Here is an 18282-nt window from a genome sequence, read left to right as displayed (position 1 = left end):
AATTACCATGGTTCACCCCTGTTTTAGTGCAGGAAATGAGCAGGAATATTCCGTAAAACTTAGAACATTAAAAAGAAGAATTGGCAGGGCTTGATAAAGAAATCGAGAAAATCCTGCTTAGTTTTGATTATAAACTGACCAGTATGCCTGGAATTGGAACTTCCATAGCCAGTAAGCTTATCGCAGAAATCGGAGATATCCGAAGATTTCCCAGTGCAGATAAACTGGCAAGATTTGCAGGAGTGGCCCCTGTAAAGTTCAGTTCTGCTGGAAAAGGTAAGGAACAAAGTTCCAGACAGGGAAACCGCCAGCTGCAAGGACTGTTTTATTTCCTGGCGGTAACAATGGTTTCCAAACCAAAGAACGGAATACCCAATCATCCGGTATTTTATGACTTTTACATGCGAAAAATCGGCGAAGGGAAGACAAAGTCTCAGGCACTGGTCTGCATTATGCGTCGTTTGGTAAATATAGTTTACGGAATGATGAAAAATAAGACAGAATATCGGGAACCGATTCGAGAAGAAGAACAGTAATTTTTCTATTTAAAAACAGCACAAAGACGTGAGGTACACATACAATTGATTCTGCTGGAATGGACAAACATATGAATGGTACACCAGGAAAAAGTCAATTCCTTTATATGTGGATGCTGAGAAAGCTGTTCTTGATGCAGCGGCATATGCGGATAAATATAGTTTATGGAAACCGATCTCTGGAAACCCCGCAGATTTTGCAGATAAAGCTAAAGTTCCTGTTATAAATGGAAATGTAGGAATTACAGGTAAAGGAGAATTAACAAACTATATTAACATTTATAGAACGAAAACGGGGTTTATACATGGCTGCCCAGGAAACCCGTAAAGGAGGTCAACAGTGAGTGATTTATTGGAAATATTAATTAAAGCAAAAGATAAATGCCTCTTTAAAGAAGAGGTTTTTATAAGAGCATTGGATGAAATCAAACAATTCGATAAAGATTTAAATTTAGATTGGGATGATGGAGCTGGTGAAGAATGGGCAAGATTGAACCATCAGGAGCATGGGATTGTTTATATGATCAATTCTAAAATAGGTATAATATTTGCCCGAAAAAGTTATGAAAGTAAGATACCTCAAGACCTTTTTTCAATGTATGAAGTATTTATTACTGAAAATTATGATAAAGATGAGTGGTTTATTAATTTGGCAAAATTAAAATCAGAAGTAAAGCAGATTAGCTGGCATGCTTCTGAAGAAGCTGTTAATCCTAATAAAATCAGCTTAAACGATTATATTTTGCAACAGTTTGAATGGCCTAATTAGATTAATCTCTTTCGTATACCTAGCAAAAACCTTAAAACCTTGAAATTTAGCTGGTTTCAGAGTGGTCACGGCTACTTAATGGGTAATGTGTTCCATATTACGGCCATCTAATAAAAGAGAAATCATCTGGTGTTAAATTTCAAAAATGGTTACGTTTGTGCGACTGTGAGAATATGAGAAACTGGCCTATATGCGACATTTTTCTGAAAAAACAACAGAATGACGAACACGAGGCAACAGCAATCCAAACATTAACCTTACAAAGGAGATTTAAAATGATAGAAAATGATATGTATGGTGGTTTTATAGTATCAAGAAATGTTTATAATGGAATACCAGTTAGATATAGTTTTAGAGAAAAGAGTTCAATAGAACAATTAAATGGCTGGAATTTATTATCTGAAAAGGATGATGATGAATATATTAAAAATCCAGATAATTTTATAATTATAAATGCTGAAAGTATTAATAAAATTGCACCGGTAATTTTAGAGATATTTGAAGCTCCTTATGGTTCAGATCTATTTTGGTTATATGAGGAAGGTGTTTTTATAGGATTTTATGATTTAAAATCGGAAAGAGAAATAACTATTGACGAAATATTGGAAAATAGTTAAATTAAAATTAACTTTATAATCGAGACAGATAAACTATATAATATATGGATATTTAGATTTAAAATAATTGAAAAATAAAGTTAACGAGGTTAGATGGCCATAGGCGCTGTTTTAAATTTGACCAACGAGGTGTTTTATTGCCTAAATGGAAATATGTTCCACCATCGGTTTTAAAGGTCACACAGGGGCAATATTTTGCGACATAGGGCAAGCTGAAAGTGGTATATTGAATCTATTTCATTGGAAGTTCAGCTAGATCGTGTACCCTATGGCTCATGGTGAACCATGGGATTTACAGTAAATTGATTCTATGGTAAACTGGGGCTGCCGGGGGTTACAGGGGGTTGAAATACTTCTTTTGTAGCTCCCTTTTCTTTCGCTTTTTCTGCCGTAAATAGCACGAAGATGCGTTATACTTTTTTAAACGAATACGAATTTTCACCGTTTGTCGGATACCTCATTACTACACCTAAGGGACGGGTAAGACAAAATATCCTATAAATCAATTTCAGAAAGGAACTATATTTGATGGATACTATATATGAAGATTATTGTATGAATTTTAAAAATGAAGAATTAAAACAATACTTAATATCAAGAGTAGAAAAAAGTGCAACAACTGATATAAGGGTTTTATCCGAAGAAGGCGAAGAAATTGATATAAATTCTGATATAAAAGTTGAAACGATAGTTTTTGATGGTGACGATGAGAACCTATTTATCAATTTTTATGGAGTACATACATCAATTTTTGTATTTGATAAAGAAATTATGTTTATTGATGAAAACTCAAAAGGAACATATACATCAAGCGATGTATATAACAATGTTGTCTATGAAGGAAAATTAAGAGAAATGGATCATTTAGAAATTTTACAGATGTTTGCTGATTTCATTTCATGTTTCAATGATTCTAGTGGTGTGGAAGTATTAATTTCAGAGGATGAGGCAAAAAAACATAATTATTATAATCCTAGTATTTTTACAATTATAGTAAAAAATAAAAATAGAGATAACAAAGATAAGGTTTTCGAAAATATAACAATTAGGTATTAGGGAAATAACTTATGGCTCCTATGCTTGCGGATATTATTTCATGTTTTATTGATTCTAACGTAGGGTTGTTTTTTTAGTCAGAAGAAAATAGTTTTTAAAAATTTAACAAAATGGTATTAACCAGAGAACAAAAGCACAGCCTCAATTTGGTTGTGTTTTTTTGCATGTAATCTAATTATATCTACTTATAAAATGGTTATATGCAAATTTTGGAATCTAACGTGTATAATTTTAGCACTTATGTTGAAATGTGTCACATTATATATTATGCTGTACAAAATGGAATGGATACAAAAGTAAAATAGTAAATTAAAAAAGTAAGATATTTGTAACCGTAATAGTGGTTGATAAGATTGGATTTTCAAGAGAAAGGGGATGAATCTTAAAGAACAGAAAGCTTTTGCCTTTAAATAAGAACTATTATTACAAACGGCAAACTTAGAAGGGACTGTCTATCGTTATGAATTTAGATTGCATTTAACAGAAAGGAGAGTTATCGATGAGATTAGATGAAAAGATTGCATTATTGGAACGGGAAAGAAGACAGCAGGAGAAAGAGGAAAAACTTCTGGCAGAACAGAAAGAGAATGCTCAAAAGGAGCCAGTACAAAAATTAACAATAGAGAAAGCAATGGAAGGCATCCGAACAGGAGAGTTCAGACTGGAAAGCGGAGAGCTATTTGAGTTTGAAACCAGAACCTTTACTGACAGCCAGATCGCTGTTGTTATCTTCCGGAATTTTTTTGAAGCATCCCAGGAGGAGGCGGAAGGAGTCATATATGTAAGTCATACCCATGAGGTCAGCCAGATTCTTTCCTGGCCAAAGGAACCCATTAAACCGGTATCCATGAAGCAATGGGCAAATCTTCTGGTAAACGGAATGGCTGCCAACCGGCTGCACGCAAAAATTGTGAAGACAGAGGAACTGGATTTTGTAGACTATATCTGCTTTGATGTGCCATCCGGAAAAGACAGGCTTTATAACATTGTATTCCGGCTGAAGGGAACAGGACAGCAGTTTACCGGAAATTACAACTGCAGAAAACAGGATGAGGATACGTATGGAGTGTTTCTGGAAGCAATGGTAATAACTTTAAATAATCTGTTTTCGGCGAAATAAGGGGGGATTGAGATGGGAAACAGTAATACGGCACAGATACGGAGTGGACAGGAAGCAGTTACCTACAAAGATCTTTTTTTAGGAGTACAGGGACTTGCATATTTCCGAACGATTGATATCAGGGAAAAACCGGGAGAGCATGCCTTTCTATATGCGGAAGCAGTTATGGACAGTGAGATGGATGATAATGATCTTCATGGAATCAGCACCTCTGTGTCTCTGGTTTATAAAAAAGATGGAAAAGATCATGTCCTATTCTACGGAATTCTGGACAAGGTTTCCTTATCCAGAGATGGGGGAGAAAAAATACTTACCATTGAGGCATGGGATGGAACGCATCAGATGGATGTAACACGGCGGAAACGGATCTTTCAAAATCCGCAGATGAGTGTGACCGGGCTTGTATCAGAGATCATGAAATCCTATGTAGGCTCCGACCACATGGTACATATCCCGGATGTCCCCATTGGCCAGCTGGTAGTCCAGTACGAAGAGACAGACTGGGAGTTCTTAAAACGTTTTATTTCCAAATATAACGATGCTCTTTATCCTGACCCTGCATTTCCCAACATTCGATTTGAAGCGGGATTATCTCCCAAACCGGAAAAGCAGTATTGGGATGAGCTTCCTTATCAGTTGTCACAGGACTTTATCAGGCTGAATGATTTAAAAGTAAACGGACTTGGTGATTTAACAAGATCTCAAAATACGGTTTATGAGCTTGTATCCTATGACATCGTATCAATCGGGAGCCAGATTACCTATAAGGGAACTTCCTGGTTTGTGGAAACTGCCATGCGCAGCCTGCAGGATGGTCTGTTGATAAACAGATACCGGCTGAGGCAGAAGGAAAGTATGAAAATACTGCCTTATTTTAATAAGAGAATTACAGGAATTTCTATTGAAGGCATAATTGCCGCAGTGAAAAGGAATCAGGTTCAGGTAAATATGGAGATCGAAGCTGGAACAGGAGAAAAGTACTGGTTTCCATTTTCCACTGTTGCAGCCTCATCAGACGGAAGCGGCTGGTACTGTATGCCTGAAAATGGAGAGAGTGTACGGGTTTATTTTCCGGTAGATGACGAGAAAGAGGCCTATGTAGTCACCAATGTGAAGGGAAACAAACCACAGGCCGGAGGCGCCTCCGGTTCTGCGGATAATCCGAATCAGAGAAATATTAAAACCGCGCAGGGAAACCAGGTACAGATGACTCCGGAGGGGGTCCTGATTGCGGCTGGGGATGGACAGGGCAGCATTCTTCTGAAAAAAGATGGAGAAGTTGTCTTAAATGCAATCAAAGATCTTACTATTTCAGCAGTGGAAAATTTAAATCTTTCTGCCAAAAAGGATTTAACTATCAAATCTCAGGATTCCATAAAGATTGTGAATCAGGCTGGAGCAGATATTGAGATAAAAAAGGGAACGGTAGCATTTCACGGCAATGAGATTTTTGAGAATTAGGAGGTGATTGTATGGCGTATACAGCGGAACAGATTGAAATAAAAGGTATTCCAGTGGAGCAATTAGCTGAGCTTTATATCAGCTGCGTTCCAGGGGAGCATGGGAGTCTGAGACTTTGCGGTTACCTGCCGGAAGGGAAGGGAGAGGAGACGCTGTTTGGACTCACGGAAAATGATTCGATTACTGTCTATGCAGAAAAGGGAAAGCCTGTATTTTCTGGCATCCTGACTGACGTGGCCACTTCTTCGGAAGGTAACATGATTAAAATTACTGCTGAAGCACGAAGCAGAAGTATACTTATGGATCAGAAAAGACGTTCCAGATCTTTTCAGGATATAAACATGACCTACGGACAGCTTTTCCAGACAATCCTCTCTGAATATCCAGGCAGTGATATCAGGCTTTCCATAGAAGACAAACCCATTGGAGAGATTGCAGTCCAGTATCAGGAGACAGACTGGGAGTTCCTGAAACGAATGCTTTCCATGCTGAATGCAGTTTTAGCATGCAGATGTCAGTCTGAAACAATCACATTGTACGGAGGTGTGCCTGACATTCCATGGGGAAAGTGGAGTTATGAAAAAACTGGATTTTCCAAGGAAATGGGAGAATACAGTGACTGGACATTTCGGGGGAAAGCAGTGAGTGACAATGATTTTCTCATTATGCAGATTGAATCAGAACATTTGCCCGAGCTCTTTGAACAGGTGGAGGATAAAGGACGAGCATTTGTTATACGGCAATATTCCTGTCAGTTAGAAAGAGGAATGCTGCTTTGCCGTATGGAGCTTCAGAAAAAAACGGGAATCCTTTCCAGAACAAAATATCCCATGCATATCATTGGAACGGCCCTTGAGGGAACAGTTCTTGCCGTCTCAGGCACCAAAATAAAGGTTCATCTGGATATTGACAGCAGTGCGGGGGCTGGGGATCAATACTGGTTTCCATTTTCCACCCTTTCCGCATCCCCGGATGGAAGCGGTTGGTATTACATGCCGGAAAAAGGTGATAAAATCCGCGTTTATTTCGCTTCTAAATATACGAAAGATGTAATTGCTGTCAGTGCGGTAAGCTCCTATGACGGGAAAAGCGGGGGAGTACCTGACCGTATGGGGGATTCTTCCAGCAAGTACTTAAGCAATCCCCATGGACAGGAAATGAAACTGGGAGCAGATGGGATCTATTTATCCAGCAGTAAAGGAGCTTCTGCTGTAAAGATCGGAAAGGGCGGAGACATTACATTAAGCGCAAAAGGAACCATTAATATAGAAGCAGCCGAGAATCTGGATATCACAGCAGAAGAAGCAGTCAGTCTGCAGGCGCTGGAACAGGCAGTAATCACCTGTTCCAAGGGAGGAATGATCCAGATGCCTGAGGATGGAAATGTGTATATTCAGGGAACCGAGGTAAAGGTGAATTAGGAGGTTTGTATGACCAGACAGGAAGCATTGTCAGCATTTCAGGATGAGGAACTCCGTTTATTTGAGGAGAAAAAAGAACAGTTTATCGTTGGTTTGGAGGAGAAGGCGGAAGAGTTTTCTGATTCGATCAGACAGGTACTTTCCGTGCTTAGGAAAGAGATAGAAAAAAAAGAGAAAGAAAAAATCATGTTTATTTATTTTTCTCTTCTTCGGGCAGATCTGCTGAATGATCATTATCAGGTATTGGTGCGTGCCATGGACGCAAACTGGCATATGGATGAGGATGCCGCTGAAACTACATTTTCCATCGATTATTTATTTGAGCCGGTTAAGGAACTTAAGGAGAAGCTTGAGCTTGACAGAAGGAAATACATGGGAAAGGTCAACTCCTATGACGTGGTAAATATGATTCAGGACTGTGTTATGGAGTGGAACCAGATACTCTCTCTCCAGCTGCATTATATGTTTCGGGATATGGAAGAGAATGAGGACTTTGCACAGATTCCAAAGCATTCCACATGGGGAATCTATTGGGGTGAGTACCGGGATGAAAGCGAGCTTGTGGCTTTTGCTGACAGAGAAAAAAAGGAACAGAAGGATTGGGACAGATGCCTGCGCCTTTCAAAAGAGCAGGAAGAGGTCATGATAAATAAGTTCTGGTACGAGGCTGATTTGAAGGATTCGGATTGCAGCAATAAGCTTCTTCTGTTCAGCCAGTTTGAGAATTGTGATTTAACTGGTCTTTGTTTTGATGGAGCTGACTTGACGGGGGTACAGTTCAGAAACTGCAGAATCAAAAGATGCAGCTTCTGCAATGCTAATATGCGGCAGTCTGATTTTTCTAATTGTACTTGGGAAGAAAATGATTTCACAGGGGCAGATGTAGAAAATGCCGTTTTCCAGGAGAAGGATATCCCGTTTCTGCATCTGGATCCACAGCAGCTGCAGGTTATTTTTGTAGACAGGAGGGAAATGGAATGAGATTTTTCACAATGGAACAGGATAAACGGCTGCCAGATGTAATACAGTTCCGTGATTTTGATATCTGTGGTCCAAGACATATTTTTTATAAAGAGGATGCAGGGGAAATATCCGAATCAAATATGATGTATCTGACGAAAGAAAGCGGCGAGACGGCGCCGGATTTTATCCAGAGTCCGGTTTCCTTAGTTTCGGATAAAGTCAAGGCAGTACTTGACATGTATGAAGATGATATGGTTTTTAAGACGGTTACAATTGCCAGCAAGGAGCGGGAGACCATAATGGTTTACCATCACCTTCTGCTGGAACGATTGGATATGTTTTCAGAGAAAACTGAATTCTATACCAACGGAAGTATCAAACGTCTGGTTCTGGATCCGGTAAAGATAGGAGAACATAAAGTATTTCTGCTGAATGACAAGCGTTTCCCAAATCCGCTTGTCAGCCTGGAAGTAGTGGAAAGTCTGCTTCGCAGAAATATAATCGGCATTGTATTTAAGGAAGTGGAGGTGGAAGCATGGCAGAATTAACTGATACCTATGTGGTTCATGGTGCCTGTACCCAGTGCAGTATGGGAATGAGACAAAGCAGAGTGGTTCTTCATGAAACACACGGAGTGTTTTTGAAAAAGCAGGCTCAAATGACGGTCAAGGATTGTAAGGGAGAATATCATGTGATCTGCTTTGGGGGATGCTACAGCATGGAAAATCCAAGCACGCAGGAAGAAGCAAAAAAAGTTCAGGATAAAGTAAAGGAATTAAGTCCGGATACATTCCTTGATAAAGTTATGGGATTTTTTACCGGAGGAAAAAAGAAAAAAGAAAAGGAAGAAGCTGCGCCTGCAGAAGGCGTTCCCCAGGTATTAGGCGTCTGTACCCCCCACATCATAGCCCAGGAGTGGGATTACGGGCAGGATGGAGTGGAAACGGACGGCGACCGGCCATTAATGGGAGGAGCAAAGCTGTACTGCATTTATGGAGGCGAGATTGAGATTATAGAGTCCGGGCAGCCGGAGGCAGGGAGTTGATGGAACATGATAAATTCAAAAGATACAAGATGAAGCGACATACCTCTGCTTCATAATAAAGGGGGAATTTGACATATGAAAATGAAATACAAAGAACTGGAGATTGAACTGTCGCTTGACGGTGTCATCCAGGTTGAACTGTTTCAGCTGACACATAGATTAAATGATCATGAATTTCTTTCCCTGAAGCTATTGACAGACGGAGAGAATCCGGAAGATTACGTAAACATGGCAACCGTTCAGCCGGTAATAGTCCGTGAAATGGAAAGTACCCGTGGTCAGGTAATCTTTCAGGGCAAGATTGAAACTGTCTCTATAAAAACAGAGAAAGGCTTATCCTATCTGTATCTGGAAGCCTACTCCTGTACAAAAGATTGGGAGCGGACTGATAAGAGCAGAAGTTTCCTTGACGGCGGCATGACATATATGGATGTGGCAAGAAAGGTGCTTGCTGATTATGGACAGTTTGATATCAAAGATGAAATTACAAAAGATGCCAGGATACCTGAAATGCTATTGCAGTATGAAGAAAGTGACTGGGTATTCTTAAGAAGGCTGGCAAGCCATTTTGGTTCCAGTCTGCTGGCAGATGCCTCTTCTCCAATGGGAAAAGTGTATTTTGGAGTTCCCGAAATGAATTTTGGAGCAGAACTGGCAAAAGAGGATTATGTTCTGGAAAAAGACATGAATCATTTTGCTAAAGTACTGGAACCATCAGGCATTTTGTCCCAGGAGGCTTCCCATTGGAATATTTGTACCCGCAAGTTTCTGCGTATGGGAGAAGCGGTCTCTTTTAACAAAATCGCAGCAGTTGTTACGGCCATGAATATTTCTACTGGTAAAGGAGAACTGGTTTATCATTATACCCTTTCCAGGAAAGAAGGGATTCGGAGAGAAAAAGAGCAGAATCCAAGAATATATGGCATGAGCATACCCGCTACAGTAAAGGAACGGGGCGGAAACCAGATCAGGGTCCATTTTGATATAGATAAACGTTATGAACCCTCGGCTCAGATGAAATATTTTACCTATGCAATTGAAAGCAGCAGCTTTTATTGTATGCCGGAAGTTGGAAGCAGAGTACATATTTACTTTCCTGAGCATGATGAGCAGAGCGCTGTTGCAGTCCATGCCATTGGCAGCGGAAGCGGCGGCGGAGGAAGTAAGAAGCCGGATAATAAGAATTTTTCAGATCCCAGCGGCAGTGCAATGAATCTGACTCCGGACTCCTTAAACTATGCTCCGGATTCCAGCGGTTCCATTGTTCTTAATTTAAATAAATCCGGATTTGTATCCCTCACAGGGAAAAACATCAATATAAAAACTCAGAAAGGCTTAATGGCAGGAGGAGAAACCCCGGTTCAGAAGCTGATGATTTCCGGTGAGAATAAAGTGGTGCTGCAGATTGGTGACAGTGGAGATGATATCATTACCCTGGAGGAAAAAGCGGATATCAAATCAGCTCTTGTCACCCACAAAGCAGAAACACATTCGGCGGCTTCACCATCAGCAGGAGAACTAGAAGCAGATCTGACAAGCGGGGACAGTGAAGCCCGGGAAGAAAATAACAATCAGCTGGCATCTGCTCTTGCTGCCAGAAAGCAGGAAAGTAAGCAGAAGGTTTTAAATGGAATACTGAGCATTGCTACTGTGGTTGGTGCGGTCGCACTGACCGTTGCCACAGGAGGAGCTGCAGGTCCGCTGTTAATTGCTGTGGCTGGTGCAAAGACCGCTTTTGCAGTTGCTGATATAGCAGAAGGACTTGATGGTTACAGCAAAGTCAACGCTCTTGATGCCTCGCGGCCGGCAAATTTTATAAGGGATACTGTATTTCAGGGTAATGAAGCTGCATATAATCTTGCATCCGGAATTACAGATGTAGTATTTGATGTAGTTACTGGAAAGGCGCTAAAAAATGCGGCGTCTGCAGGGAAACTAAGCAAAATCCTGTGTTCAAAATCCCAGGTCACCAATACAATCGTCCAGGGAGCCGGATCCCTGTTCTTTGGCATGATACAGGAATATGAAACAACAGGAAAGGTTAGTATAAAGAATTCAGCTTCTAACTTTATGTTCGGTATGTTCAAGGGAGTTGCCCAGACAAAGCTGATTGGAAAGGTGCAGGGAGCATTAAAAACCGATTCCAGGCTGGTTAATAAACTGGTGGGAGCAGGAGTGGGAACGTTTTCGGGTACGGTAATGGATGTTACCCGCGATGCAATGCTCCCGGACAGAAACGTGGATGTATTGAGGTCCCTGCAGGAGAACTTTGTTACCAGCGGTCTGGCTCAGCTGCTGGGGGAGCCGATTGACGCGGTATCCGGTGCATTTTTAATTATGGCAACCGACTTTATTCTGCCTGATATACGGGAATCCATAAAAATAACCAGGAGATATTATTCTACGAATAAGGAACCTGGAATTATGGGATCTGGATGGAGATTTCCTTATGAGGGAAGACTTTATCAGGATGGATCCAAACGTCATGTTGTTTTGGATACCGGTCATCATCTGACCTTTGAGTGGGCTGGAGAAATGGCTGAGAATATCTCTTATGGGTGCGGCTGGTTTGATCTGGTTAAAGAAAATGATGGCTGGAGCATAGCTGACAGAAAAGAACACCGTACTTATATATACAGTGCTCAGGGATTATTACTGTCAATCAGAGATCGGAATGGACAAACCATAAGCTTCACATACAGGGGAGATGTTCTTGAAGGAATTACCACTTCACTGGGATACCATTTAAGTCTTATCATGAAAGGCGGACATTTAATTCAGATATCTGACAACATGGGAAGAACCATGCAGTACAGATATGAAAAGGGACTTTTAACTGATATTGTCCACATGGATCAGGGAATTACTCACTACGAGTATGATGAAAATGGATCTCTGATCAAAGCAGTTGACCAGACAAAAGTGGCATATCTGGAGAATCAGTATGACAGAAGCGGACGGGTGGTGCTTCAGACACTGGCAAATGGAGATGTTTACCGGTTAGAATATCTGGATGAGGAACGGAGTGTCAGGGCATTTAGCAGTGTTGATAATAAAACGGTTCTTTATAAGTATGGAAAAAATATGGAGATATTGGCCGTACATTATGAGGATGGAACCGGGGTCTTCTATGAATATGATAAACAGGGATACCGCTCCAGTGTTACGGACAGATCAGGCTCCAGAAAAGAATGGAGCTATGATTCAAAGGGAAGGCTGGCAGAAGAAAAACTGGCAGGAGGTTTTGCAGCGGTTTATCACTATAATCAGAGCGATGATCTGGAGGAGAAAACAGACAATACAGGCAGAAGATTTTGCTATGTGTATGATGAAAATCACAATCTGATTGAAAAAAAGGAAGAGGCAGAAGAGGGAATCTGGTTTACTCACAGCTATTACTATGACCGGAAAGGCAGGCTTTTAGAAGAGACAGATCCCATTGGAAATACTACCGTATATCATTATCAGGAAAATTCCGGGAAACCGGATGTAATCACTTATCCTGACGGAGAAGAGGTCCGGTTTGAATATGACTGCATGGGACGTCTGATGTCGGAAGAAAGTGAATGCAGTAGAAAAGAATATGGCTATAATGCAAATAACTTCCGGACTATGATAAAAGATGGGGAAGGAAATGAATCCCGTTATCTCTATGATGGAATGGGAAGACTGATGGCCATGTATCCTCCAAAAGCCTGGAAAGAGAGAAAAGGCGAGTATACATACAAGTATGATTTCCTTGACAGGCTGACAGACCGCATTTCTCCGGATGGAAGCCACAGCAGGCAGATTCTTGATGGGGAAGGAAAAGTATTAAAGGAAGTTCATCCCAATGCCTACGATACGAGTACCGATGACGGAGCCGGTGTTTCCTTTGATTATGACAGTGACGGAAACCAGATTCGGATACATTATCCGGACGGAGGCTGTGAAAGACTGTTCTATGATGCAGCAGGAAACAGGATTAAGCACGTCATGCCGGAGGATTATGATGCACAGACCGATGACGGAGCAGGCTGGATGTATACTTATGGATTGGAAGGACGGTTGGAGACAGTAACCGGTCCGGACGGCATCCTGCAGGCAGAATATAGTTATGACATTTCCGGCAATCTGATTAAAAAGACCGATGCTATGGGCAGAACTGTCACATATAGTTATGACAGAAGAAATCAGTTATGTGAAGTAATGCAGCCAGTAGAAGAGAAGGAAGGCGAAGTTCTTTACCAGAGAACTACTTATGTTTATGATGCCAATGGAAACAAGGTGGAGGAACAGCGTCATGGTGGATACTGGAGTGTAGACGGACAACTGATTGAGGAGGATGGCCCGGGTCTGAAGCTAAGTTTTATTTATGATAAAAGAGACCGGCTGATCCAGGTAAAAGACGGGTATGGAGCTGACATTATTTACCGGTATGATGTGCAGGGGAAAAAGATCTATGAAGAGAAGGCAGTCTCAAAAGATGTACATCAGATCATTCGCTATAATTATGATAAAGCAGGCAGACTTTCGGAGATAAAAGAACAGCTGAACAGCGGACTGGCTCCGGTCAAAGGTGAAGCAAAATATGCGATAACCAGCTATAATTATGACGAAAATGGAAACAGGACCAGAATACAAACACCAGAAGGTTATGAGTTCATCCGGGAATATGATACCTGTGACCGCCTGATTGCGGAACGAACACTCGATAAGCAAAACGGAATTGACCGGACAGTTTCCATAACCTATGACCGGGCGGGAAATATAACAAGAATTGCGCGTCAGGGAAAAGGCGGTGAATTGTGGGAACTTTCTTATGATTATGATTTAAAGAACCGGATTACGTATGTAAAAGATTGTCTGGGACCAGTATTTAGATATGAATACGATAAGAATGACCGCCTGGAAAAAGAAGTTCTGCCAAATGGGGATGTGGAACAGGAAAAAGAGTATAAAAATAACTTATCCTATGCATATGACTCTTACGGCAATATTCTCACACACACAGATGGAGCAGGAACCATTCTTGAAGAAAACCAATACCTGCCCGACGGAAATCTGGAGATAAAAAGAACGGCGGATGGAAATCAGTGCACGTATACATATGGATTTCATGGGCGGATAACCAGTCTGGAAACATTAAGAAGCAGAGAAGCAGGAAAACCGTCCCAGATTTATACGTATGATGCAAATGGGCGGATTACGGGAGTTGCCGATGGAAATGGGAACCGGACAAATTACGATACGGACAACTGGGGAAGAATCAGGAAAGTCAGCAATGCAGACGGCGGAATTGAAAGTTACACTTATGACAGCATGGGAAATGTCACCAGCACCACGGATCCAAACGGAGGTGTCATCACCTATCGGTACAACAGCCAGGGAAAGGTCTGCGAGATCATAGATCAGGATGGACGCAGTGAGATATTCCGGTATGACAGAGAAGGACGGCAGATACTGCATATAGACAGGAACCAAAACCAGGTGAGGACTGCTTATAACGTAGATGGAAATCCGGTGATGGAAACAGGCTGTGACCGGGATGGAAAGAATCCGGTAACCAGAAGCTGGGAATACGATTCCTTTGGATTGAGAAAAAAGGCAATTGCTGACGGTTTCTGTTATACCTATGAGTATCGTCCTGACGGAAAGCTGGTAAAAAAGGATTCCTGCGGAAAAACCTTAATATCCTGTACTTACGGCGAAGATGGAAGCTTAAAGACCATGACCGATGTGACCGGAAAAAGGCTGCATTACGGATATGACTGGAGAGGAAAGCTTACCAGTATCAAAGATGATGAAGGAAGAGAAATCGTCCGATATAGTCACCGGAAAGACGGAAGACTTGAGACAATCACCCATTTAAGCGGAATAAAGACTCTTTATGAATACGATACAGATGGAAACATCAGCCGCCTTGCAACATTTTTATCAGAAAGCAGTCCTTTGTTTGATTACAGATATGAGTACGATCTCAATGGAAACCGGACTGCTAAAGAGGGAGTCTGTGTTATGGCGGAAGAGAGCTGTGCACAAAAGACCGCTGTCTGTTACCGCTACGATTCCATGAACCGTCTGACTGATGAGATTTATGATGGAGATGCAGCTCATTATGTATATGACCGCTGCGGAAACCGGTTGGAGAAGACTTCCGTTGCAGGGAAAGAGACGTACTGCTATAATAGAAGAAACCAGCTGATAGAGAGGAATGCGACTGGACGAAACTATACATACCGGTATGATGACCAGGGAAATATCCTGGAAGAAGCCGGAGATTGTGAGGAAAGGAGGTATCATTATAATCCGTTTGGTCAGCAGACTGCAGTAGTATCAGATAAATTAAAGCTGGAGAACTTCTACGACGGGGAGCAGTTAAGAGCTGAAAAGTCTGTAAATGGTAAGGTATCCCGTTTCATCTTCTATAATGGAGAGATGCAGGCAGAAGCAGATGAGGACTGGAATGCTATAAGCAGGCATATTCCAGGCTATGGAGTAGCAGCCAGTGAAGTGGTAGGAAAGGTTGGATACCATGCGTATCATCTGGATGAGCGAAATAATACTGCTTATATAACAGGCAGCCAGAGGAATGTTGAGAACTTCTATGAGTATGATGCCTTTGGAGCTATCCGCAGACAGTCGGAGGAAATTCAAAACCGGATATTGTATACGGGTCAGCAGTATGATCAGGAGACAGCACAGTATTATCTCAGAGCCAGGTTTTATAATCCGGTGGTGGGAAGATTCCTGCAGGAGGATGTGTACCGGGGAGATGGACTGAATCTGTATGCGTATTGCGCAAATAATCCGGTGATGTATTATGATCCTAGCGGGTATAATAATTGTAAAGATGAAGGTCCAAAGGAACCAGAAAAGACTCCGGCGAAGAAGAGTGTTAGTAATGAGGGTTTGGGGCAGACTCCTATAGAAGCATACGAGGTTACAACATATGAGGACTTTGCAAAACGTTCAGTTGTAGGAGATGGACTAGAAGGACATGAAGTTTGGCAGCATGCAAATCTTAATGAACAGGGATTAGCAACTACTAGATTGTCAACTGATGCTTCAAAACAGAATATTGTTATGGCATTACCTCACGAAGTACATGTAGATGTAAATAGGGCTCAAAGTCAACATAATGCAAGAACACAAACTCCAATTGAAAATGTTAATGCTAATGTAACAATATTAACTAATAATAGCAAGATACCACAAAGTTCTGTTTTAGAAGCACAGACAAGAGCATTGCAGCATGTCACCAATACTATGAAGAAAGGTAATTAATGTTATGATTAATAATGAACAGGAATTTATAGAAACTTTAAAAAAAGCAGTTAGCGAAGATGATTTTATTAATATTGCGTATGATGTAGTGGATAGTATAAAGGAATCCAAGAATCCAATTTATTTTGTTGAACCAATACTTCAGTTAATGGAAGAATTTCCGGAGGCTGATTTTGGACAACCAGGCCCATTAACTCATTTTGTTGAGATGTTTTATAAGAATGGGTACGAGGAACTATTGTATCAATCCGTTAAGAGAAAGCCTACGTTGCATACAGTTTGGATGATGAATAGGATAATTAATGATCCCAAGTTAGTTAATAAAGAATCATATCTTGATTTGTTAAATGAGATAAGAAATAGCAATACCGTTGATAAAGCTATAAAGGATAGGATAAACTTTTTCTTGGGTAATGAATAAAGTTACATTAAGCAATTAAAGTTGAGCTATTTAAATTGACAAGAATAACTGGTGAAATTTTAAAAGGTGTATCTGCTTAGACACCTTATTAAGTCCAGAATTTGGCTGGCTCCAGTGCAGTTACGACCACCTGACAGGTGACTTTTGCTTTATTGACAGCCACCTAATAAAAAAGGAGGACATAGATTAAAACTCTTAAGCAGTCGGCATTGCCGTCTGCTGTAAACTGGCAGGAGCGCCGTAAGGTGCACCTGCTTTTAACCAGCATCATTTTCGACCCCATGGTTCACCCCTTTTTTAGTGCAGGAAATGAGCGAAAATATTTCCTTAACCACATTTTTAAATAGCAGCAAGTATGTGACTTAAGGACATATAAAAGAACAGCCATAGATGCGACTTTTTTTAAAGTAGCAGAAAGATGAACAGGTGGTAACCGCAATTTAAACATTTATCAAGGAAAAGGATACCTCCCTTTTTTCTGCAAATTTGCCCAACAAGGCTTTTTATTGCCTGAATGGCATACGTGTCCCAGCATCGGTTTCAAAGGTCATACAGGGGCTATATTTTTCGACACAGGGCTAACAGGGAATGGGACCTCCATTCTGCGTTGCAATTGGTTTAAAGATAACTGCCTACCCCCATGGTTCATGGTGAACCATGGGATTTACAGGAAATTGGTTCTATGGTAAAATGGGGCTGCCGGGGGTTACAGGGGGTGAAAATACTTCTTTTGTAACTCCCATTTCCATTCTTTTTTCTGTTTTTCTATCTCCTGAAAATAAATCCAGAAATAACTTGCAATCCATTCGATACAGAGTTAACATCAACAACCAATAAAAGAAATAACTTGTCCTTTCACCCATTGGTTGTTGTAGATAGGCTGTCGAACCCTTGCGGACTCAATATGAGTTAACGCTGTCATCTGAGGTTGCCGGTACGGGAACTGATTGGTTGGAAACAAGATCAGGAGGGAGAGAATTGCAGAAAAGAGAAAATCTGCTATATGTAGGTTTGACCTGCATAAGGAAACCCATACCGCAGTGATGGTGAACTGCTGGAATGAGAAGTTAGAAGTTGTTGTTATTGAAAATAAGCCCAGTGAATTTAAAAAGCTGGCAGAAAAGGTAAACAGAAAATCCAATTATCTTGGGCTTGAACCCATTTACGGATTGGAGAATGCATACGGCTACGGCAGAAGTTTAGCTGTCTGGTTGATTGAAAATGGTTACATAGTAAAAGACATTAATCCTGCTCTGGCTTATGACCAGAGAAAAAGCGCACCCATGCTCCGAAAAAATGATGAGCATGATGCGTATTGTGTGGCAACGGTTCTGATTAACCAGTTACATACCTTGCCAGATGCAAAACCAAAAGATAATGAATGGACGCTGGCACAGCTGGTGAATCGGAGAGATTTACTGGTGAAAGATGGTATCCGTTTTAAGAACGGACTCCATGAGCAGATATCCATGGCATATCCCAGTTATAGTAAGTTCTTCAGCGAAATAGACGGGAAATGTGCCATGTATTTCTGGAAGACCTACCCGTCCCCTGTCCATTTACAGGAAAAAAACAGCAGAAGATTTAACAATCGAATTTAAAGAAAT

General features: G+C 41.0%; 14 protein-coding genes. All 14 read left to right on the top strand.

Annotation, left to right across the window (positions count from 1 at the left end; translation table 11 throughout):
- The first annotated feature begins 80 nt into the window (after positions 1–80).
- A complete protein-coding gene (locus V7D18_RS06950; protein WP_426152779.1) occupies positions 81–536 on the top strand; it encodes a transposase in 456 nt (151 codons plus the stop codon).
- 109 nt (positions 537–645) lie between these two features.
- A complete protein-coding gene (locus V7D18_RS06945; RefSeq protein ID WP_426152777.1) occupies positions 646–864 on the top strand; it encodes a hypothetical protein in 219 nt (72 codons plus the stop codon).
- Between the two features lie 12 nt (positions 865–876).
- Positions 877–1305 carry a hypothetical protein gene (locus V7D18_RS06940; RefSeq protein WP_426152775.1) on the top strand — a complete coding sequence of 143 codons (429 nt, stop codon included), beginning with the start codon at positions 877–879 and terminating at the stop codon, positions 1303–1305.
- Positions 1306–1580: 275 nt separating this feature from the next.
- Complete coding sequence (locus tag V7D18_RS06935) at positions 1581–1922, top strand: immunity protein Imm33 domain-containing protein (protein ID WP_426152773.1); 342 nt, start codon at positions 1581–1583, stop codon at positions 1920–1922.
- A gap of 555 nt (positions 1923–2477) precedes the next feature.
- Positions 2478–2978, top strand: a complete 501-nt coding sequence (locus tag V7D18_RS06930) for a hypothetical protein (protein ID WP_426152771.1) — start codon at positions 2478–2480, stop codon at positions 2976–2978.
- Between the two features lie 499 nt (positions 2979–3477).
- Positions 3478–4098: a hypothetical protein gene (locus V7D18_RS06925; RefSeq protein ID WP_426152769.1), complete on the top strand. Its 621-nt coding sequence runs from the start codon at positions 3478–3480 to the stop codon at positions 4096–4098.
- A gap of 12 nt (positions 4099–4110) precedes the next feature.
- The gene (locus V7D18_RS06920) at positions 4111–5559 is read left to right on the top strand and encodes a contractile injection system protein, VgrG/Pvc8 family (protein ID WP_426152767.1); all 1449 of its coding nucleotides are present in this window, start codon (positions 4111–4113) and stop codon (positions 5557–5559) included.
- Between the two features lie 11 nt (positions 5560–5570).
- Positions 5571–6980, top strand: coding sequence for a contractile injection system protein, VgrG/Pvc8 family (locus tag V7D18_RS06915; RefSeq protein ID WP_426152765.1), 1410 nt, complete (start codon positions 5571–5573; stop codon positions 6978–6980).
- Positions 6981–6989: 9 nt separating this feature from the next.
- Positions 6990–7961 (top strand): pentapeptide repeat-containing protein, encoded by a 972-nt coding sequence (locus V7D18_RS06910; RefSeq protein ID WP_426152763.1) that lies wholly within the window; start codon positions 6990–6992, stop codon positions 7959–7961.
- Complete coding sequence (locus tag V7D18_RS06905) at positions 7958–8491, top strand: imm11 family protein (RefSeq protein WP_426152761.1); 534 nt, start codon at positions 7958–7960, stop codon at positions 8489–8491. The genes V7D18_RS06910 and V7D18_RS06905 overlap by 4 nt, the downstream gene beginning before the upstream one ends.
- The gene (locus V7D18_RS06900) at positions 8479–8988 is read left to right on the top strand and encodes a DUF4280 domain-containing protein (protein ID WP_426152759.1); all 510 of its coding nucleotides are present in this window, start codon (positions 8479–8481) and stop codon (positions 8986–8988) included. The genes V7D18_RS06905 and V7D18_RS06900 overlap by 13 nt, the downstream gene beginning before the upstream one ends.
- A gap of 75 nt (positions 8989–9063) precedes the next feature.
- Positions 9064–16254 (top strand): RHS repeat-associated core domain-containing protein, encoded by a 7191-nt coding sequence (locus V7D18_RS06895; protein WP_426152757.1) that lies wholly within the window; start codon positions 9064–9066, stop codon positions 16252–16254.
- A gap of 4 nt (positions 16255–16258) precedes the next feature.
- Positions 16259–16675 carry a hypothetical protein gene (locus tag V7D18_RS06890; RefSeq protein WP_426152755.1) on the top strand — a complete coding sequence of 139 codons (417 nt, stop codon included), beginning with the start codon at positions 16259–16261 and terminating at the stop codon, positions 16673–16675.
- A 947-nt stretch (positions 16676–17622) separates the two neighbouring features.
- Positions 17623–18276: an IS110 family transposase gene (locus tag V7D18_RS06885; RefSeq protein WP_426152753.1), complete on the top strand. Its 654-nt coding sequence runs from the start codon at positions 17623–17625 to the stop codon at positions 18274–18276.
- The last annotated feature ends 6 nt before the right edge of the window (positions 18277–18282 follow it).

The sequence above is a fragment of the Lacrimispora sp. 38-1 genome (assembly GCF_049890855.1).
GTDB lineage: Bacteria > Bacillota > Clostridia > Lachnospirales > Lachnospiraceae > Lacrimispora.
Note: the sequence above shows the minus strand (reverse complement) of the source record. Positions and strands in the feature narration are given on the sequence as shown.

Coding starts and splice junctions, on each gene's coding strand:
- V7D18_RS06890 (WP_426152755.1), top strand. CDS start 16,259: ATGATTAATAATGAACAGGAATTTATAGAAACTTTAAAAAAAGCAGTT.
- V7D18_RS06895 (WP_426152757.1), top strand. CDS start 9,064: ATGAAAATGAAATACAAAGAACTGGAGATTGAACTGTCGCTTGACGGT.
- V7D18_RS06905 (WP_426152761.1), top strand. CDS start 7,958: ATGAGATTTTTCACAATGGAACAGGATAAACGGCTGCCAGATGTAATA.
- V7D18_RS06925 (WP_426152769.1), top strand. CDS start 3,478: ATGAGATTAGATGAAAAGATTGCATTATTGGAACGGGAAAGAAGACAG.
- V7D18_RS06930 (WP_426152771.1), top strand. CDS start 2,478: ATGAATTTTAAAAATGAAGAATTAAAACAATACTTAATATCAAGAGTA.
- V7D18_RS06900 (WP_426152759.1), top strand. CDS start 8,479: ATGGCAGAATTAACTGATACCTATGTGGTTCATGGTGCCTGTACCCAG.
- V7D18_RS06935 (WP_426152773.1), top strand. CDS start 1,581: ATGATAGAAAATGATATGTATGGTGGTTTTATAGTATCAAGAAATGTT.
- V7D18_RS06910 (WP_426152763.1), top strand. CDS start 6,990: ATGACCAGACAGGAAGCATTGTCAGCATTTCAGGATGAGGAACTCCGT.
- V7D18_RS06920 (WP_426152767.1), top strand. CDS start 4,111: ATGGGAAACAGTAATACGGCACAGATACGGAGTGGACAGGAAGCAGTT.
- V7D18_RS06915 (WP_426152765.1), top strand. CDS start 5,571: ATGGCGTATACAGCGGAACAGATTGAAATAAAAGGTATTCCAGTGGAG.